This window comes from Simplicispira sedimenti (assembly GCF_022760965.1).
GTDB classification, from domain to species: Bacteria; Pseudomonadota; Gammaproteobacteria; order Burkholderiales; family Burkholderiaceae_C; genus Simplicispira; species Simplicispira sedimenti.
Genome location: NZ_JAKVIJ010000001.1, coordinates 33,610 through 52,788 on the forward strand (window position 1 = coordinate 33,610; position 19,179 = coordinate 52,788).

The 19,179-nt window shown below is 64.3% G+C and carries 17 protein-coding genes and 1 pseudogene; 5 read left to right on the forward strand and 13 right to left on the reverse strand.

Annotated elements, in window-relative coordinates:
• Window positions 1-16: 16 nt before the first annotated feature.
• From dacB to MJ602_RS16775, 5 genes and pseudogenes are all read right to left on the reverse strand, one after another.
• Entirely contained in the window at window positions 17-1,456 is a 1,440-nt protein-coding gene (gene dacB / locus MJ602_RS00170) for a D-alanyl-D-alanine carboxypeptidase/D-alanyl-D-alanine endopeptidase (protein ID WP_243018924.1), read from the reverse strand.
• A gap of 45 nt (window positions 1,457-1,501) precedes the next feature.
• Window positions 1,502-3,094: an FAD-dependent oxidoreductase gene (locus MJ602_RS00175; RefSeq protein WP_243018925.1), complete on the reverse strand. Its 1,593-nt coding sequence runs from the start codon at window positions 3,092-3,094 to the stop codon at window positions 1,502-1,504.
• Window positions 3,091-3,570, reverse strand: coding sequence for a hypothetical protein (locus MJ602_RS00180; protein ID WP_243018926.1), 480 nt, complete (start codon window positions 3,568-3,570; stop codon window positions 3,091-3,093). Before MJ602_RS00180 ends, MJ602_RS00175 begins: the two co-directional genes overlap by 4 nt.
• Entirely contained in the window at window positions 3,560-4,255 is a 696-nt protein-coding gene (locus MJ602_RS00185; protein WP_243018927.1) for an OmpW/AlkL family protein, read from the reverse strand. The genes MJ602_RS00180 and MJ602_RS00185 overlap by 11 nt, the downstream gene beginning before the upstream one ends.
• Window positions 4,256-5,204: 949 nt before the next feature.
• A pseudogene (locus MJ602_RS16775) lies at window positions 5,205-5,762 on the reverse strand (alpha/beta hydrolase family protein); the annotation flags it as partial.
• On the opposite strand from MJ602_RS16775, the gene MJ602_RS00195 reads away from it, so the two are divergent.
• The 5 genes from MJ602_RS00195 to corA all read left to right on the forward strand — a co-directional run bounded on the left by MJ602_RS00195 (window position 5,665) and on the right by corA (window position 9,155).
• Window positions 5,665-5,937, forward strand: coding sequence for a hypothetical protein (locus MJ602_RS00195; RefSeq protein ID WP_243018928.1), 273 nt, complete (start codon window positions 5,665-5,667; stop codon window positions 5,935-5,937). The pseudogene MJ602_RS16775 and the gene MJ602_RS00195 overlap by 98 nt on opposite strands.
• Before the next feature lie 108 nt (window positions 5,938-6,045).
• Window positions 6,046-6,744 (forward strand): tRNA (adenosine(37)-N6)-threonylcarbamoyltransferase complex dimerization subunit type 1 TsaB, encoded by a 699-nt coding sequence (tsaB, locus tag MJ602_RS00200; RefSeq protein ID WP_243018929.1) that lies wholly within the window; start codon window positions 6,046-6,048, stop codon window positions 6,742-6,744.
• Window positions 6,741-7,223 carry a ribosomal protein S18-alanine N-acetyltransferase gene (gene rimI, locus MJ602_RS00205; RefSeq protein ID WP_243018930.1) on the forward strand — a complete coding sequence of 161 codons (483 nt, stop codon included), beginning with the start codon at window positions 6,741-6,743 and terminating at the stop codon, window positions 7,221-7,223. The genes tsaB and rimI overlap by 4 nt, the downstream gene beginning before the upstream one ends.
• An 8-nt stretch (window positions 7,224-7,231) precedes the next feature.
• Window positions 7,232-7,993, forward strand: a complete 762-nt coding sequence (locus MJ602_RS00210) for a uracil-DNA glycosylase family protein (protein WP_243018931.1) — start codon at window positions 7,232-7,234, stop codon at window positions 7,991-7,993.
• Between the two features lie 175 nt (window positions 7,994-8,168).
• Window positions 8,169-9,155: a magnesium/cobalt transporter CorA gene (gene corA / locus MJ602_RS00215; RefSeq protein ID WP_162014853.1), complete on the forward strand. Its 987-nt coding sequence runs from the start codon at window positions 8,169-8,171 to the stop codon at window positions 9,153-9,155.
• 47 nt (window positions 9,156-9,202) lie between these two features.
• Here corA and MJ602_RS00220 read toward each other — a convergent pair whose 3' ends face one another.
• From MJ602_RS00220 to MJ602_RS00255, 8 genes are all read right to left on the reverse strand, one after another.
• Window positions 9,203-9,952: a 5'-methylthioadenosine/adenosylhomocysteine nucleosidase gene (locus MJ602_RS00220; RefSeq protein ID WP_162014852.1), complete on the reverse strand. Its 750-nt coding sequence runs from the start codon at window positions 9,950-9,952 to the stop codon at window positions 9,203-9,205.
• A gap of 79 nt (window positions 9,953-10,031) precedes the next feature.
• Window positions 10,032-11,711 (reverse strand): long-chain-fatty-acid--CoA ligase, encoded by a 1,680-nt coding sequence (locus MJ602_RS00225; RefSeq protein ID WP_162014851.1) that lies wholly within the window; start codon window positions 11,709-11,711, stop codon window positions 10,032-10,034.
• 95 nt (window positions 11,712-11,806) lie between these two features.
• Window positions 11,807-13,219: a Re/Si-specific NAD(P)(+) transhydrogenase subunit beta gene (gene pntB, locus MJ602_RS00230; RefSeq protein ID WP_162014850.1), complete on the reverse strand. Its 1,413-nt coding sequence runs from the start codon at window positions 13,217-13,219 to the stop codon at window positions 11,807-11,809.
• A gap of 30 nt (window positions 13,220-13,249) precedes the next feature.
• Window positions 13,250-14,857, reverse strand: coding sequence for a Re/Si-specific NAD(P)(+) transhydrogenase subunit alpha (locus MJ602_RS00235; protein WP_243018932.1), 1,608 nt, complete (start codon window positions 14,855-14,857; stop codon window positions 13,250-13,252).
• A gap of 239 nt (window positions 14,858-15,096) precedes the next feature.
• Window positions 15,097-16,161, reverse strand: a complete 1,065-nt coding sequence (gene fba, locus MJ602_RS00240) for a class II fructose-bisphosphate aldolase (RefSeq protein ID WP_162014848.1) — start codon at window positions 16,159-16,161, stop codon at window positions 15,097-15,099.
• 120 nt (window positions 16,162-16,281) lie between these two features.
• On the reverse strand, window positions 16,282-17,724 hold the full coding sequence (gene pyk, locus MJ602_RS00245; RefSeq protein WP_162014847.1) for a pyruvate kinase: 1,443 nt from the start codon (window positions 17,722-17,724) through the stop codon (window positions 16,282-16,284).
• A gap of 144 nt (window positions 17,725-17,868) precedes the next feature.
• The gene (locus MJ602_RS00250; RefSeq protein ID WP_243018933.1) at window positions 17,869-18,429 is read right to left on the reverse strand and encodes a FlgO family outer membrane protein; all 561 of its coding nucleotides are present in this window, start codon (window positions 18,427-18,429) and stop codon (window positions 17,869-17,871) included.
• Window positions 18,426-19,109 carry a hypothetical protein gene (locus MJ602_RS00255; protein ID WP_162014845.1) on the reverse strand — a complete coding sequence of 228 codons (684 nt, stop codon included), beginning with the start codon at window positions 19,107-19,109 and terminating at the stop codon, window positions 18,426-18,428. The genes MJ602_RS00250 and MJ602_RS00255 overlap by 4 nt, the downstream gene beginning before the upstream one ends.
• Window positions 19,110-19,179: the final 70 nt, after the last annotated feature.

Here is a 19,179-nt window from a genome sequence, read left to right on the forward strand (position 1 = left end):
ATGCAGCTTGGTGGTGCTATTGGTCGCGTCCAGTCCAGTCCACCAGCGCATCGAGCACTGGCCGTGCCGCCGCAGCCGAAGGGTGGTTGACAATGGCCACCAGCACATAGCGGCGCCCGCTGGCGGCATGCACATACCCGGCCACGGCCAGCACATCGCGCAGACTGCCGCTCTTGAGGTGGGCCGCACCCGCCTTGCTCTTGCTGCGGCGCAAGGTGCCGTCGATGCCGACAATGGGCAGCGAGGACACCAGCTCGGGCATCACGGGCGACACCCAGGCCTGTTGCAGCATTCGCCCCAGGCCCAGCGCGCTGACCCGCGCCTCACGGCTGAGGCCCGCACCGTTATCGACCACCGGGGGCGCCTGATCGCCCAGGCGCGCGCGCCACCATTGCAGCAGCACCTCTTGCGCGCCCTCGAAGCTGGCCACCGGGTTTTTCTGCAAGGCCAAGGACAAGAACACATGCTGCGCCATGACGTTGTTGCTGTACTTGTTCACGTCGCGCACCACCTCGGCCAGCGCAGGGGAAATGGACTGGAACGCGGGGCGCAGCCCCGCAGGCACCTGGCCATCGCGCACGCGCCCGGTGAGCTTGCCGCCCAGCTCGCGCCACATGCCCTCCACGGCACGCGCGGCAAAGCCTGCCGGGTCGGCATAGGCGACGGCCCAGACACGCTCTGCGCAGCGGGCGGAATAGCTGCCTTGGAACACCGTGCGCTCGGGGTTGCCCAGGTCGGCGCGCAGACCTGCCCGCCAATCACCACACTCTGCCGTCGCAGGGGCCAGCGGCACGGTGGGCTGCAACTGCACGCCAGCCAACGGCGGGTCGTACTGCACGCGCGCCACGCCCGCCACAGGGTCTGGCACAAAAGTCATGACCACCGACTTGTAGTTGAGCAGCAGCGCATCCGGCGCCGCGTTGTAGGGGCGCAGCGGCTCGCCGTCAAAGCGTCCGGGGTCGTGTGCAGGCACGGTGAACGCACTGCGGTCCAGCACGATATCGCCCACGATGACCTGGACACCCTGCGCCTGCAGGCGCCGCAGCAGCAACCAAAGACGCTCGAGCACCAGCTTGGGGTCGCCCTGGCCCTGGATGTACACATTGCCCTTGAGGCTGCCGCCCTGCACCACGCCATCGATATACACCGGCGTGCTCCAGGTGTAGGCAGGCCCCAGCAGATCCAGCGCGGCGTAGGTGGTGACCAGTTTCATCACCGATGCGGGGTTGACCGGCTCCTGGGCCCGGTAAGCCAGGCGCGCGCTCGCACGGGCGTCCTGTGCATCGGCCACATACACCGACAGCGCCTCGCGCGGCAGCTTGGCGCGCGCCAGCGCCGCATCCACTTCAGCGGGCCAGGACATGCCCGGATTCGCCCAGGCGGCGGTGGCACCAACGGCCAGCACCGCACCGAGCATGCGGCGCAGGCACCGCAGGTCGAAAGCAGGAAACAGCATGCGGCGAGTCTAAGGGCTTGCCAAGCGACCCTCGACAGCCCTGGATCACCGGTGCGGAAAGCGCATGGCAAAGCGCTCGGCCAGGGCTGTGACCGTGAGGCTTGGATTGACCCCCACGTTGGCCGGGATGGCGCTGGCGTCCACCACATACAGACCGGGACACCCAAAAACCTGGTGGTCTGCATCGACCACACCCTGCTCCGGGCGGCTGGCGATGACAGCACCACCCAGCACATGCGCCGTCACCGACAGATTGCCCAGGCTCTCGAACAGCACATTCATGGCCTGGCCACCGCTGGCCTGCGCAAAATGCCGCGCGGCGGCGTTGGCCTGCGGCAGGTAGGACGGCGGCCGTGCTCCGCCAGGTACCTGAGAGCGCAAGCCCCAGCGCCCACCGCGCAGCAAGGTGCGCCCATAGCCGAAGGCCATGGCATTGTCTGCATGCTGCATCACGGTCAGCACCGACATGCGCCGATACCAGTGGCGCGCAAAGAAGGAGCGCGTGGAGCGCACGGGCCGCGCCACAAAGGCCCACAGCACCTGCGCCCCCCGCCGCCAGGGCCGCGCTCCATCGACCAAGGGCCCCATGTACATGCGCATGAAGCCATAGCTCGGGGGAAAGCGGTTCTGCGTGATGTGGGTGTGCGCATCCGGGTGGAAGTGGGTCGAGATGGTGGTGCCCTGCGAGATGTCGGTTTGTGCATCCTGCGCCAGGATTCCGACCACCGCCTCGCTGTTGGTGCGCACATGCTGACCCAGGGAAGCGGGCACATCCGGCAGGGTGCAGTAGCGGTCGCGCGAGGCGAACAAAATGTCCAGCGTCCCCAGCACCCCGGCAGACAGCACCACCCGGCGTGCGCGGATCGGCGGCAGGCTCACGCTGCGCTGCCATGGGTGGCGCAGGTGCAACCGGTAGCCCTCTCCCGGCAGTTTCTCCAGATGGGTGACCTGGCATTCCACCCGGACCGCCACTCCGGCCTTCTCAGCCAGGTGAAGGTAGTTCTTGTCCAACGAGTTTTTGGCGCCCACCGCACAGCCGGTGATGCAGCGGCCACAACGCTCGCACCCCTTGCGCGCCGGACCTTGCCCGGCAAAAAAGGGATCGGCATGTGCGCGGCCCGGTGCACCAAAGAAAATGCCCTGTGGCACAGGGCCGAAGCTGGGCTCCGCCCCCATCCGGCGGGCCGTTTCGCGCAGCCATTCATCCTGCAGTCCTGGGTAGGGATTGGTGGCCAAACCCAACATGCGCTCTGCGGTGGCGTAATGCGGCGCCAGCTCGGCCTGCCAGCCGCCCTCGGCGTCGGGCCAGGCGGGGTCGGTGAAAAACGCTTCCTGCGGACGCAGCAGCACGGCCGCATAGACCAGGCTGCCACCGCCCAACCCAATGCCACGCACGATGCCCACATGCTGAAAGACCTCCTGCGCCAACGGGCCGCTACGGCCCAGGCTGGGCATCCAGGCCAGGGCGCGGGCATCGGTTCCAGCGCGTTCCAGGTCTTCGGGCGACAGGCGGCGCCCCTGCTCCAGCAAGGCCACCTTCCAGCCCTTTTCTGCCAGACGCAAGGCGCTGACGCTGCCACCGAAGCCGGAGCCCACCACCACCACATCGTGGTCGAAGTCATCCGCAGAAGGCGTCATGCCTGGCGTTCCAGCAGGAAGGGAAAGGCCTGCCCGCGCAATCCTGGCAGGTCGATCACCGTCATGCCCAACAGATGGCTGGCATCCAGCGTGCGCAGCTCATCGCGCACCCAGCGCCAAGGTCGCGGCGCCTGGGCGCCGTAGTGCAGCAGGACGCTCGGCCGACCATCCATGGGCGATGGCCCCTCTGAGCAATGCATGTGCAGGCACTCGGTCCGCACCCCGCGGCGCGCAAGCACATTGGTGGCGCGATCTGGTGACAGAAAGCGTTTGCCCTGCCAACCTGGCAGCCCACCCAACGCCACACCCACAGGCCCGGACCAGCGCAGCCACCAGGGGCCGATGAACCGCGCCTGGTAGAAGCCTGCCCGCATGGCTGGCGCAGGCGCCGACAGGTCCTGAAACAAACGGCGCAGCTCGTTCAACGACAGGCTCGCAGGCACTGCCGCGTGGGCCGAGAGCGGCTCAGAAGGCATAGCCCGCGGTCAAGGTGAAGACGGCCGGCCGGAACCGGATGTCCATGGTGCGCGGCACGCCAGCGGTGGTGGCGGTCAGGCGGCTCTTCACCCGCGCCGTCATCAGAGCGCCCTGGATCGACCAGCGTTCATCGATGCGATAGCTCAGCCCCACCTGCGCGGCCAGGCCCCAGGAATCGCTCATCGAGATATGGGTCGGCCCACCGTTCAGCGCATTGCCCGCCGCCGCCGATGTGCGCTTGTCAAAGTTGGTGTAGTTGATGCCCAAGCCCACCGAGGGACGCCACCGGCTCGTGGGCTCGCCGAACTTGTAGTTCAGGAACACAGTGGGCGCAATCTGCCGCACCCGGGCCAGCACCTGCCCCTGGTACGCCAGCACATGCGCTGGCAGTGCGGGCGAGAGCTTGGCGGTCGAAGCGTGGGTGGGGGGGTAGCCCGCCGCAAACTCGACTTCCAGGTTGCCGTTGATCGAGCGCGCCACAGTGAAGTACAGCGTGCTGGCCGACTGCACCTCCAGGCCGATACCGGAAGGCGGCGGTGGCAGCATGGGCCCCGCCACATCGGAGGCCGTGGAGTGGGGCGAAATATGCGCCCCTCCCACACGCACAAAATACTGCTGCGCCATCACCGCGCTGCAAGGTGCCAGCAGCATGGTGGCACCCACCAGGGAAAGCATTTTTTTCATGGTTTTGTCTCCTCCGAAATATCACATGCCCGATGCGAGGACCTGCTGAAAGTACGCACGCGCGGCGGCGTTGCAGAACGGTGGGACCAACGTGCCGTGGTAGGCCTGCACCACGGCACTGGCCCCCCCCCGCTGCGGCGACCGACGCCTTGGCGCTGGCGAAACCCAGCTTGACGGCAGCGAATGGATCGTTGACGCCTGGCGCCGAGTCCACATCCAGCACATTCAACAGACCTGCCGGTGCCGCCGCCGGAGACGGCGCGGACCAGTAGCCCTGCATGACCTGGGTGTTGAGCCCATAGAACACCGTCGGGTCTGCGCGCCCGCCACACAGCAGCATGGGGCGCTTGGGCGTCCAGCTGCGCATGTCGTTCTTGCGCAAGGCCTGACGCATCGGGTGGCCGGGCGCTGCGGCCGGAGCGCCAGTGGTCGGCACAGGGACGACGCCATCCGGATGGGCCATGGCATCCTGCAGGTACGCCAGGCGGGCGGCGTTGGTGACCAGGTGTGGGGTGCCGAAGCCCAGCGCAAACAGTGCCGCCTGGTCCGCCGGCGACGTGGGGGGCGTGATGGCCGCCATCGATGGCACCGGAGGCGTGCTGCTGAACACGGCCGTCTGCGGCAGCTTACCTTGTCTGAAAAGTTCCGCCGCGCCCATCTTGCTGGGCAGCAGCGTCTCGATGCCTTCGGCATAGGCCGCTTCGTACAGATCGGTCGTCTTGCCGTAGATGTTTCCGTAGGCCTTTTGGTAGCTGGTGGACAAAAGAGGCGTGAACAGCGTGGCACCCAGGTTGACATTGCCGTAGTACACCGCGTCAGCAAAGGCTGCCAGCGCGTAGGGGCCAGACATGGGGGCCGAGGCCGTCACGGTTTGCCCGGCAGCCTGCAACGCGCGGTGCGTGGCCATGGCCACATGCCCGCCCTGCGAATAACCGGTGATGAACAGATGGCCCGAATCTCCCGCACCCAGATCCTTCATGGCCTTGCGCGCCGCCGTGAGCGAATCCACCATTTCGGACGACTGCTGCTCTGCATTCAGGTAGGGGTGGTAGGAAAGCGGTGAGGTGTCGTAACCCGCATAGTTGGGCGCCACGACTGCGAAGCCCTGCGCGGCATACATGGCTGCAATCAACAACCCCTCGCTCGCGCCAGGGCGCGAGAGGTCGGTGATGTCGGCGATGTTGTAGGCCTTTTCCGGGCTGGTGCCATGCGCATAGAGCACGATGGGGCGGGCACCGGTACAGGCTGGATCACTGCCGGTGGGCAGCATAAGGGCACCGCTGGCGCGGGTGGGCTCTGCGGCGCCGCCGACCGTGCCGTATTCGATGTAATGGAAGAGCACGCCGCACCGTGGAGCGCCGGTGACCTGGAGCAAGCCCTGTCCAGCCGCACTGCACTGCAGCCGGGCCGTGAACTCGGCAGCATCCATGCCGGTGATGCGCAATGGCGGGCTGTACACCAGCGAACCACGCGCGCCGCTCGTATCATGGGTGCTGGGCGCCCCCATGTCCGAACCGCCGCATAAGCCAGTCTCGTTCTATTGGGTGCCTCAGCACCACCGTTGTGAACTGGAGAAGATGCTACGGGGAGCGGTTGTTTTTCTATCGATGGATAAGTATCGATACCTAAAAATTATCTGCGTCAGCGATCAGCACCCTCTTTCGATTGGTGTCGTCGCATGACTCGCCAAAGGGGCCATCGCCACCGCCTGACGGTGATTTCGCGTTCGGTCAGCTTTCAGGCCTGAGGAAAGTCTGGCGATAATGCCCGCTTCCCCTTCTGACCGGCCCATGAACCTGCTCGCCTTCGATACCAGCACCGAAACCCTGTCCGTCGCCGTGCAGCGCGGCAACTCGGTGTGGGAGCACACCGGCCCGGGCGGCGCACAGGCTTCACACGGGCTGCTGGCGTCCATCCAGACGCTGCTGGCCCAGGCGGGCCTGGAGCTGGGAGCGTTGGACGCACTGGCCTTCGGCCGGGGGCCAGGCTCCTTCACTGGATTGCGCACCGCCTGCGCGGTGGCACAGGGCCTGGCGTTTGGTGCGGGTGGCGGGCGCGGCCTGCGTGTGCTGCCCATCGATACGCTCCATGCCGTGGCCGAACAAGCGCGCCACCAGCATGGTGCCCAGCAGGTGGTGGCGGTACTGGACGCCCGCATGGACGAGGTCTATGCCGCCCACCTGCATTGGGAACAGGACCGCTGGCACACCGAATCCGGCCCGGTGTTGGCAGCCCCCGAGCACATCCACGCTCCCGCAGGCTGGACAGTAGCGGGCAACGCCCAGGCCGCCTATCCCACCCGGCTGGCACCCACTGCCGAACATGTGAGGGCCCTGCCCACGGCCGCAGCCCTGTTGCGACTGGCCCCGGCCCTGCTGGCCGCAGGCCAGGATGTGGACGCCAACGGCGCCATGCCTCTGTACCTGCGCGACAAGGTGGCGCAGACCACGGCCGAACGCGAAGCGCTGCGCATGGGGAAGCCGGCATGAACACCGCTGCCATGCCCGCAGACACCCAGGCACTGGAGGCGCGCCTGGAGCCCCTGAGCCTGGCACGCCTGGACGAGGTGCTGGCCATCGAAGCCCAGGCCCACCCCCACCCCTGGTCGCGCCGCCATTTCACCGACGCCCTGGCCAGCGGCTACCGCATCGACATCCTCCTGGGCGGCGACCAGGTGCTGGGCTACTTTGTGGCCATGCGCGGCGTGGAAGAGGCCCACCTGCTGAATTTGACCGTGGCACCCGCCTTCCAGCGCCAGGGTTGGGGGCAAATCCTGCTGGACGCACTGGCCCTGTGGGCGCGTGAGCAGGGCTTGCAATGGCTGTGGCTGGAAGTGCGCGTCAGCAACGAGCGGGCCCGTGCGGTGTACCAGTCCAACGGTTTTCAGCAGGTCGGCCTGCGCAAGCGCTACTACCCGGCGGCCGGCGATGCGCGCGAAGATGCCATTGTGATGAGCCGCGCACTGTGATGGGCACTATGGCCCCTAGTCTGCCACTCGACCCCCGCCAGCGCGCCATGCTGCAGGAAATGGGCGTGCGGCTGTGGCTGCCGGAGGCAGGCGCGAATGCGCAGGCCCCCACGGCACAGCCCCCCGGGGGCGCAGGTACCACGGTGCCCGGCCCCGCAGCGAGCAACCTGCACCGCGGCACCGCTGTGCCGACGCCAGCACGCCCCACTGCGGCACCCAGCGCGGCAGTACCCACACCGGCAAGCCCTGCGCTCTCCACGCACGCCACCACGGAACAAGCGGTACTGCAGGAACCACGCACGCTGTACCCCGATGCCAACCCCGCACTGTGCCCACCCGCACTGGGCCCGGCCTGGCTGCTGGTGGCCGAAGGCGTGCATGGCAGCGCCGCCCTGGCGGATCAGGCCGGACGCCTGCTCGACAACATGCTGCGCGCACTGGGCCTGCACCAGCATCCCCAGGTGGCTCTGTGCACGCTCGACCAGGCCCCCTCTGGCGCCGAAGGTAACGGCGTGGACGACGCGCTGACCGAGGTGGTGGCACAGCTGGCTCCCGCCGTCGTGCTGGTAATGGGCCGCGTCGCCGTGCGCCACTGCCTGGGCCGCAGCGAACCCCTGGGGCAATTGCGCGGCCAGCCTTTCACACTGGCCGGGGTGCCTGCAGTGGTCACGTTCGATGCACCGGTGCTGTTGCGCTCACCGCACCTCAAACCTGCGGCCTGGGAAGACCTGTGCCGCGCCCGTGCACTGGCTGCCGCTGCAGCGCAGTAAGCGCTGCCACACAGCGTGCACTGCAACAAAGCCGGTGCGATAATTGCCAGCTTGCAATTTGGAGCCTTTGCCATGGAAGCCTATCCCAGTCGATAGCTTTCAGCTCCCTGGTTCGTGCCGGGGCTGAAAGCGCCCCCAACCCAGCCCCCGGCCACCCCCTTCAGGGAGCAATCGCATGCTCAATATCTTCACGCTCGCCAATGGGCGCCTCGTCCAGGAAGAAATCGAATCGCTGGAAGAGCTGTCTCGCTTCCAGCCCATCTGGGTCGATCTGGAATCCCCCACGCTGGACGAAAAGCGCTGGGTTTCGCAGTACTACGGCCTGTCCATCCCCGAGGATGCGATGGACGAGGACATCGAGGAATCGGCCCGCTTCTACGAGGAAGACAACGGCGAACTGCACATCCGCAGCGACTTCCTGATCGACGACCACGAGCAGCCACGTTCGGTGCGCGTGGCCTTCATCCTGAACCTCATCAACCCCAGTCTGCGCAGCAAGGGCGTGCTGTTCTCGCTGCACGACGAGGACATTCCGGTGTTTCGCCTCCTGCGCCTGCGTGCGCGACGCGCACCGGGGCTGATCGAGGACGCACGCGACGTGTTGCTCAAGCTGTTCGACGCCGACGCCGAGTACTCGGCCGACACGCTCGAAGGCATTTACGACGACCTGGAAAAGGTCAGCACCCAGGTGCTGGCAGGCGATGTGACCGACGCGCGCGCTGGTGAGGTGCTGGCCGCCATTGCACGCCAGGAAGACTTGAACGGCCGCATCCGCCGCAACGTGATGGACACGCGCCGCGCGGTGAGCTTCATGATGCGCAGCAAGATGCTCAACGCCGAGCAGTTCGAGGAGGCGCGCCAGATCCTGCGCGACATCGAGTCGCTGGACAGCCACACGGCCTTTCTGTTCGACAAGATCAACTTCCTGATGGACGCCACGGTCGGTTTCATCAATATCAACCAGAACAAGATCATCAAGATCTTCTCGGTGGCCAGCGTGGCGCTGTTGCCCCCTACCTTGATCGCCAGCGTGTACGGCATGAACTTTCAGTACATGCCCGAGTTGGGCCAGAAATGGGGCTATCCGTTTGCGCTGGCACTCATGCTGGCCAGCGCGCTGGGCCCCATGTGGTATTTCCGCAAGCGAGGCTGGTTGAAGTAAAAAAATGGCACCAGCGCTTATAAACAAAGCGCTGACAGCTATTATTTTTATAGCAAATTCATCAATTGCCGCACGATGTGGTCGGCATAGCGGCTGGCCACGTTCTGGATGAATACCGGGAAATCGACATGGGCGTCGTCGTCTGCCCGGTCCGAAATGGTGCGCACGGCGGCAAAGGGTACAGCGTAGTCCAGGCACACCTGGGCCACCGCGGCGCCCTCCATTTCCACGGCCAGCACATCGTGGCCTGCAGCCAGCAGCGGCTCGCGCAGCGCGCGCGAGACCTGGGCACAGGTGATGAAGCGGTCGCCACTGGCCATCAGGCCCTGGTGCAGACGGGGCGCACGGCCCGCTGGGCCCGTGTGCAGAAGTGCCCCTTCGGTGGTCAGGCAGTGGCGCACTGCCTGCGCCAACTGCGCCGAGAGTTCCGCATCGCAGGCCAGGCGCACACCGGGGTAGCCAGGCACCAGCCAGCGCTCGAACAGGGGCGACACATCCATGTCGTGCTGCACATAGTCGTGCGCCACCACCACATCGCCCACCTGCACGCCATCGCCCACCCCACCTGCCACGCCCGTGAACACGATGCGCTGGGATGCAAAACGCTCAATCAGCACCGTGGCGGTGGTGGCCGCAGCCACCTTGCCAATGCCCGAGAGCGCCAGCACCACCGGCTTGCCATGCAACGCCCCCGTCCAGAAGGAGCGCCCAGCGTGCATCACGCGCCGGGCTTGCTCCAGGCTTTCCACCAAACCGGATTGTTCTTCGGGAAGGGCACTGAGGATGGCTGTAGTCATGGGAAAGACAAAAAAAGAGCGGCCTTGGTGGCCGCTCGGCATTGTGGCGCAAAGAATGCGCGACGGCTTCAGCGTCGGCTTACTTCTTGTCGCGCAGCTCGCGCCGCAGGATCTTGCCCACCGGGGTCTTGGGCAGCTCGGTGCGGAACTCGATCACCTTGGGCTGCTTGTAGCCCGTCAGTTCGTGGCGGCAGTATTCGCGCACCTGGGCCTCGGTCAGGTCAGGGTCTTTCTTGACGATGACGAGCTTGACCGCCTCGCCAGACTTGTCATCGGGCACGCCCACGGCGGCACATTCCATCACGCCAGGGCAGTTGGCGACCACCTCTTCCACCTCGTTGGGATAGACGTTGAAGCCGCTGACCAGAATCATGTCCTTCTTGCGGTCCACGATCTTGAAGAAGCCGCGCTCGTCCATCACACCCACGTCACCAGTCTTGAAGTAGCCATCCGCCGTCATGACCTTGGCGGTTTCGTCCGGGCGCTGCCAGTAGCCCGCCATCACCTGCGGGCCCTTGATGGCGATTTCTCCCGGCTGGCCCAGTTCGGTGACCTGATTGCCCTCGTCATCGAGCAGCTTCATGCTGGTGCCGGGCAAGGGCAGACCGATGGTGCCGGTGAACTCGGTGGCCGTCACCGGGTTGCAACTGGCCGAGGGGCTGGTTTCCGAGAGACCGTAGCCTTCGCAGATCGGGCAGCCTGTCTTGTCCAGCCACAGCTTGGCTACGGCGCCCTGCACCGCCATGCCGCCGCCCACGGACACCTTGAGGTTCTTCCAGTTGACGGTGTTGAAGTCAGGATGATTGGCCAGACCGTTGAACAGCGTGTTGACGGCCGGGAAGCTGTGGAAGGTGTGCTTGGACAGTTCCTTCAACACTGCGGGCAGATCGCGCGGGTTGGGAATCAGGATGGTCTTGCCGCCGGTGCGCATGGACAGCATCATGTTCACGGTGAAGGCGAAGATGTGGTACAGCGGCAGCGCGCACACGGCCGTGGGCTGTTCGCCTGCGGGCACCTTGTTCATCACCGGTGCATTCCAGGCCTCGGACTGCAGCACGTTGGCAATGATGTTGCGATGCAGCAGCACTGCGCCCTTGCTCACGCCCGTGGTGCCGCCGGTGTATTGCAGCAGGGCGATGTCGTCGGGCTTGATGTCCGGCTTCTTGAGCGTTCCACGGGTGCCCTGGGCAATGGCCTCGTTGAAGCGCACGGCCCCCGGCAGGTCGTAGGCGGGAACCATCTTCTTGACGTTGCGCACCACGTAGTTGACCAGCGCGCCCTTGAGCAAGCCCAACTGGTCACCCATGGCGCACAGCACCACATGCTTGACCGGCGTGTGCGTGATGCACTGCTGCAGCGTGGTGGCGAAGTTTTCGATGATGACAATCGCCTTGGAGCCCGAGTCCTTGAGCTGGTGCTCCAGTTCGCGCGGCGTGTACAGCGGGTTGACGTTGACCACCACGAAGCCGGCGCGCAGGATGGCCGCAACCGCGACCGGGTATTGCGGCACATTGGGCATCATGATGGCCACGCGGTCGCCCTTGACCAGGCCCAGGCCCTGCAGGTATGTCGCAAAGGCCTTGCTCAGAGAATCGGTCTGCGCATAGCTGACATCCTTGCCCATGAAGCTGTAGGCCACGCGGTCTGCGTACTTCTGAAAGGCTTCTTCCATCAGCGCCACGAGGGAAGGGTACTGCCCCGGGTCGATGTCTGCAGGCACGCCAGACGGATAGCTCTTGAGCCAAATGCGGTCGGTCATCTCCAAGTCTCCTGATGGTTCAATCTCTGTTGTGTGTGAAAACCGTGCCCAAAACTCCGCACGGTCGTGCTTTTTCCTGTGGGAATTATGCCCTGTCAGCCCTTGAGTGCGCCCAGGACTTCATCCAGCATCTTCTTGGCGTCACCGAACAGCATGCGGTTGTTTTCCTTGTAGAAGAGCGGGTTGTCCACGCCGGCGTAACCCGATGCCATGGAGCGCTTCATCACGATCGAGGTCTTGGCTTTCCACACCTCAAGCACGGGCATGCCTGCGATGGGGCTGGTCGGGTCGTCCTGCGCAGCCGGGTTGACGATGTCATTGGCGCCAATGACGATGGCCACATCGGTATCCGGGAAGTCCTCGTTGATTTCGTCCATCTCCATCACGATGTCGTAGGGAACCTTGGCCTCGGCCAGCAGCACGTTCATGTGACCGGGCATGCGGCCCGCCACGGGGTGGATGGCAAAACGCACCTGCACGCCCTTGTCGCGCAGGGTCTTGGTGATGTCGTTGACGGTGTGCTGCGCCTGGGCCACGGCCATACCGTAGCCGGGCACGATGATGACGCTCTTGGCCTCGCGCAGCATCTCTGCCGTCTCGGCGGAGCTCACGGGGACCACCTCGCCCTGGGGCGCGGCCGCATCACCCGTCTTGGCCGGGGCTCCACCGCCGGAACCAAAACCACCCGCGATCACGCTGATGAAGTTGCGGTTCATCGCGTTGCACATGATGTAGGACAGGATGGCGCCCGAGGAGCCGACCAGCGCGCCGGTCACGATCAGCAGGTCGTTGCTCAGCATGAAGCCCGTGGCCGCCGCGGCCCAGCCGGAATAGCTGTTGAGCATGGATACCACCACCGGCATGTCTGCGCCACCGATGGCCATGACCATGTGGATGCCGAAGAGCAGCGCGATCACGGTCATCACCACCAGGGGCAGCATGCCCGACTGCACATCGTGCGCGGCCAGGAACTCCTTGCCGAACCAGATCACCACCAGCAGCGCGACCAGGTTGAGCCAGTGGCGCCCAGGCAGCAGCAGGGGCTTGCCGCCGATCTTGCCGTTGAGCTTGCCGAACGCAATCAGAGAGCCCGAGAACGTCACAGCGCCGATCAGGATGCCGACGTAGATCTCCACCTCATGGATGGCCTTTTCCGCACCTTGCAGTTGGATCGAGGTATCGACATAGCTGGCAAAGCCCACAAGACAGGCCGCCAGACCGACCAGGCTGTGCATGAGCGCGACCAGTTCGGGCATCTGGGTCATTTTCACGACCTTGGCGGCATACAGGCCGATGCTGCCGCCAACGACCAGGGCACCGACGATCCACACGATGCCCGAGGGGCTGACGCGCGGGCCGAACACCGTGGCCAGCACAGCCAGGGCCATGCCGATCATGCCGAACAGATTGCCGCGGCGGGATGTTTCGGGGTTGGACAAGCCTCCGAGGCTGAGGATGAAGAGGATGGCAGCGCCGAGGTAGGCGACAGTAGCGAGACTTTGGGACATGGGTTTGTTTCCTTGCTGTGGGTCTCGTTCTTATTTGCGGAACATGGCGAGCATGCGGCGCGTCACGGCAAAGCCGCCGAACATGTTGATGGCCGTGAGCACGATGGCGGCAAAGGCCAGCCAGAGGATCAGCCCGTCAGGCCTCCCGTTCACCCCGGCTTCGGGCGGGGCAATCTGCACCAGGGCCCCGATGGCAATGATGCTGGAGATAGCGTTGGTCACGCTCATCAACGGCGTGTGCAGCGCGGGCGTAACGTTCCACACCACCATGTAGCCGATGAAACAGGCCAGCACGAACACCGTGAAGTGCCCCAGGAAGGCCGCCGGCGCGTAGGCACCAATGAACCAGAAAGCCACCGCCGCCACGGCAAAGATGATGCCCAGGGTCTTGGCGGGCAAGGGGCCGCTGCTGCCATGCCCATGGCCGCCCTTCTTCTGCTCCACGGGGGCCGCCGCAGGCATGGGTGCGGGCGCCGGGGCCTGCCTGAGGGGCGGTGCGGGCCAGGTAACGGCGCCGTCCTTGATGACGGTGAGGCCGCGGATGGCGTCATCCTCCATGTTGACCACGGCCACGCCGTCCTTGGCCTTGCACAGTTCCTCCACCAAACGCAGCAGGTTGGTGGCATAGAGCGTGGACGATTGCTTGGCCAGGCGCGAGGCCAGGTCGGTGTAGCCGATGATGGTCACACCATGGCGCACCACGGCCTCGCCGGGCACGGTCAGTTCGCAATTGCCGCCCTGTTCGGCGGCCATGTCCACGATCACGCTGCCGGGCTTCATGCTCTGCACCATCTCGGCAGTGATGAGCTTGGGCGCCGGCTTGCCGGGGATCAGGGCGGTGGTGATGATGATGTCCGCATCCTTGGCCTGGGTGGCGTACATCTGGCGCTGCGCGGCCTGGAATCCTTCGCTCATGACCTTGGCGTAGCCGCCGCCGCCAGAGCCATCCTCCTCATAGTCCACCTTCACGAACTCGCCACCCAGCGACTTGACCTGGTCAGCGACTTCGGCACGCGTGTCGTTGGCGCGCACGATGGCGCCCAGGTTGGCCGCCGTGCCGATGGCCGCCAGGCCCGCCACACCGGCCCCGGCGATGAAGACCTTGGCCGGAGGCACCTTGCCCGCCGCCGTGATCTGGCCGTTGAAATAACGGCCGAAGGCATTGGCCGCCTCAATAACGGCGCGGTAGCCGCTCACGCCGGCGGTGGATGTCAACGCGTCCATTTTCTGCGCGCGGCTCAGGGTGCGCGGTAGGCAGTCGATGGCCAGCACCGTGACCTTGCGTGCGGCGAGCTGCTGCATCAGTTCAGGGTTTTGGGCAGGCCAGACAAAGCCGATCAGCGTCCCACCCTCGCGCATCAGCGCCACCTCATCGCTGCTCGGTGGGCGAACCTTGAGCACGATGTCCGACGCGGACCACAGCGCGACCGCATCGGGCAGCACTTCGGCACCGACTGCACGATAGGACTCATCACTGAAATTCGCAGCGTCTCCGGCGCCCGACTCAACAGCAACTTTGAATCCGAGCTTGATGAGCTTTTCCACCACGTCGGGCACGGTGGCCACACGTTTTTCGCCGGGATAGGTCTCCCTGGGCACACCGATGCGTTGCATCGTTGCTGTGGGGCTGGTTTGCATGGGTTATCTCCTCCAGGTTCATGGCCGGGGCACAAGCGCCGAGGCGCTTGCATGGGCTATGAGAAGGAACTTGCTTGCTGCCGTCCTCCCTTTGCCCGCGTTTTTTTGCTGACCGTGAGCTTACATGAAGAACGAGGCGCTCCTATCTCGCACAGGACAGCATCCAATAGAGTGCATCCTCCAATAGCAAAAACGGCAGCGCTCTGGCTGCCGTCTTGTCTGAGGAAAGGGTCAGATACTCAGTTGACCACTTGCGCCAACTCGCCCGCCACATACTTCTGTGCCATCACGGTCAAGGTGAACCCTTTGATCTTGCCGCCCTGGCCTTCGCAGCCGAATTCCAGGTAGCGCTGCTTGCACACGGCCTTGGCGGCCTCTCGGGCGGGCTTGAGCCATTCGCGCGCATCGAACTTGTCGGGGTTCTCGGCCATGAACTTGCGCACCGCGCCGGTCATGGCCAGGCGGATGTCGGTGTCGATGTTGATCTTGCGCACGCCGTACTTGATGGCTTCCTGGATTTCCTTGATCGGCACGCCGTACGTCTCTTTCATCTTGCCGCCGTACTGGTTGATGATGGCCAGCAGCTCTTGCGGTACCGACGAGGAGCCGTGCATCACGAGGTGCGTATTGGGAATACGGGCGTTGATCTCCTTGACGCGGCTGATCGCCAGCACATCGCCCGTGGGCGGACGGGTGAACTTGTAGGCACCGTGGCTGGTACCAATGGCGATGGCCAAGGCATCCAGTTGCGTGGCCTGGACAAAACGGGCCGCTTCTTCGGGGTCCGTCAGCATCTGGCTGTGGTCCAGCTTGCCCACAGCGCCAATGCCGTCTTCCTCACCGGCTTCGCCGGTTTCCAGCGATCCCAGGCAGCCCAGCTCACCCTCGACAGTGACACCCACCTTGTGTGCCATGTCCACAACCTTCCGGGTCACGTCCACGTTGTAGTCGAAGGAAGCAGGCGTCTTGCCGTCCTCCATGAGCGAGCCATCCATCATGACCGAACCGAAGCCCAGGTCGATGGCGCCTGCGCACACCTTGGGGCTGGTGCCATGGTCCTGGTGCATGACCAGCGGGATGTGGGGATAGGCTTCGCAGGCGGCCTGGATCAGATGTTTGATGAAGGACTCGCCCGCATATTTGCGCGCGCCAGCACTGGCCTGCAGGATCACAGGCGCACCCACCTCATCGGCGGCCGCCATCACAGCCTGGACCTGCTCCAGGTTGTTGACGTTGAAAGCGGGAATGCCATAACCGTTTTCAGCGGCATGGTCGAGCAGTTCGCGCATCGAGACGAGAGGCATGGTGGTGGATCCGTAAAGGTTGAAAAACGGGAGCGGCAGACCAGTGGCCGTAACCGCCTTGTAACCCGCAATTCTACCGACCCCAACCGCGCGCCGAACTTACCGGCACATGCCTGGCGCTCAAGATGCTCGGCAGATCTTCAGCATGTTGGTTCCCCCAGGCGCCCCCATGGGCTCGCCGCAGGTGATGGCGTACACATCCCCGCTGCCCACGATGTTGCGCATCTTGAGATGGCTCTCGGCCTGCTCCAGTGCGGTATCGCGGTCTGCACTGGTATCCATCAGCAAGGGGCGCACGTTGCGGAAAAGCGCCATGCGCCGCTGCGTGGCCACCTTGGGCGTGAGTGCGTAGATGGGAATGTGGATGCGATAACGGCTCATCCACAGTGCCGTGGAACCACTGTCCGTCATGGCCACAATGGCCTTGGCTCCCAGGTGATAGGCGGTGAACAAGGCGCCCATGGCGATGGATTGGTCAATGCTCGTGAATGTACGACCGGAGAAATCCGCGTCGAGCTGCGGATCCTCTGCCGCCTCTGCTGCGGCACAAATCTTGGCCATTTCTTGCACGGTTTCCAGTGGGTACTTGCCGGCCGCCGTTTCTGCACTGAGCATGACGGCGTCTGTTCCATCCAGCACGGCATTGGCCACGTCGCTGACCTCCGCGCGCGTGGGGACCGGATTGGTGATCATGCTTTCCATCATCTGGGTGGCCGTGATCACGACCTTGTCCATGTCACGCGCCATGCGGATCATCTTCTTTTGCAGGGCAGGCACAGCGGCATTGCCCACCTCCACGGCCAGATCGCCCCGCGCCACCATGATGCCGTCGCTGGCACGCAAGATGGATTCCAGGTGCGGAATGGCTTCAGCGCGCTCGATTTTCGCGATCAGCCCGGGCTTGTGGCGGTACTCCGCCGCAGCCACATTGCACAGCTGTCGCGCCATTTCCATGTCGGTCGCATTCTTGGGAAAGCTCACCGCGACATAGTCCGCCTGGAACTGCATGGCTGTGCGGATGTCCTCCATGTCCTTGGCCGTGAGTGCGGGCGCCGTCAGTCCGCCGCCTTGTTTGTTGATGCCTTTGTTATTGGAAAGCTCGCCACCAATACGCACCTTGGTATGAACCGCCTCGCCACGGACGGCTTCCACGGTCAGGACAATCAGACCATCGTTCAGCAACAACACGTCCCCGGGGCGGGTATCGCGCGGGAGCTCCTTGTAATCCAGGCCCACGCCCTCCTGATCGCCAAGTTCAGTGCGCGATGCATCCAGCACGAACGAGGCCCCGGCTTCCAACATGATGCGCCCCTGGGCAAACTTGCCTACCCGAATCTTGGGGCCCTGCAGGTCGGCCATGATGGCCACTTCCCTGCCCGCACGCTGGGCTGCCTCGCGCACCATCTGCGCCCTGTCCACATGGTCCTGGGCACTGCCATGGCTGAAGTTCAACCGCACCACGTTGACACCCGCCTGGATCATTCGCTCCAGCAACCCCACCTCACTCGAGGCAGGACCCAAGGTGGCAACGATCTTCGTGGCGCGGCGAGGGGAGAGAGACATGGATGCCCTTTGAACGATGTAATCGGGTTTCTATTTTCACACAGAATCAGTTACAGCACTGCATCAACGATACGTACCGAACGCTGAAACGGCGCCCAAGAAAAAACCGCCCAAAGGCGGTTTTTTCTTGGAGAACCTCGCCACTCAGCGGGGCACGGTCAGCATGCGCTGAACGTCACGGTCATTGGGCAAAGCGTAGTCGTGACCGCGCACAATGCGGCTGTCTTCGGTACGCACCAGCTTGAGGCTGACGTAAGTGAAGTTGGCCGCAGCGGAGTACGTTCCAACCAGCACCAGCGTAGCGTTCTGGCTGCGTGCGATGTCCTTGATTTCACGGGACAGCAACAGTTCGCCAGCGCCTTCCTTGACGAAGACATCACCACGCAGCTTGATTTCCTTCACGTTGAAGCCCTTGGCGGACATCACGGAAGCGTATTGCTCCGCCAAGGTACGACCCAAGGGGGCTGCACGGCTCATGTCGTTGACGTTGACCACGGTCGCCACCAGCACGGGGCCGCCACCGAGTGTCGAGACATCAAAACCAGCGACCAGCTTGCCCACGGCATCTGCGTTGGCCTGCAAGAACTGGCTGCTGGCGGCTTCCTGGTAAGTGGGCTCGGCACGCACCGGCGCATTGTTCGATGCGCAGCCTGCCATCAGCGCGGCAGCCAACGCGGTCAAGAGTGCGGTAGTTTTGAAGCTCATTGCGACACCACCTTCATGTTGACGCTCTTGGAAGGACGCATAAACAACGGCGTGTCTGCGTTTTCCAGGTAATACACGTCGGTCTTGCGAGCGAGGTACTGGCCACCACGCGCCACCGTCGTGGTCAAGATCATTTCAGTATTGGTAGGACCACCGGAATTGACGCTGGCACCGTAATCAGCCGCCACGGCCAAGCCCAGCGCACCCAGCATCTGGGCATCGAGGTGCTCGTGGCGCAAACCATAAGCAGCCATCAGACCTGCAGTGATCATTGTGAACTGACCGGGAATGAAATGAGGCCGCTCGCTGTTGTGACGCACCACTTGTGCGTGGTAGGTCACATCCAGGGTTTGACCGGGCATTTGTTGCACCGTGGCACCACTCTGAACCAGCTTGGTGATCAGGAAATCGCGAAAGCCGACGTCAAAAGCGCTGGGGTTGGGAGGCAGCGCCACATGCAGAGGCGTGCCGGGTGCCACACCCGCCTTGTCGAGCGTTGCCAGCGTCTGGGCCACGACATCGCGCGACACCAGTTCCCAATGCCCGGCAGAGCGAACCTTGGGCTGAACGGTCAACTCAAAATTTTCGGCCAGGGGAATGGGCGCACGGTTTGCACAACCCACCATCGTAGCCACAGCGCCAGCCAAAACAGCCAGGCTGATTGCCCTTGAAAACACCATGATTCCCTCCTACGGACTTGGACGGTAGAAAGCCAAGAAAACGAGCCACTACACGATTGAAATTGATTTT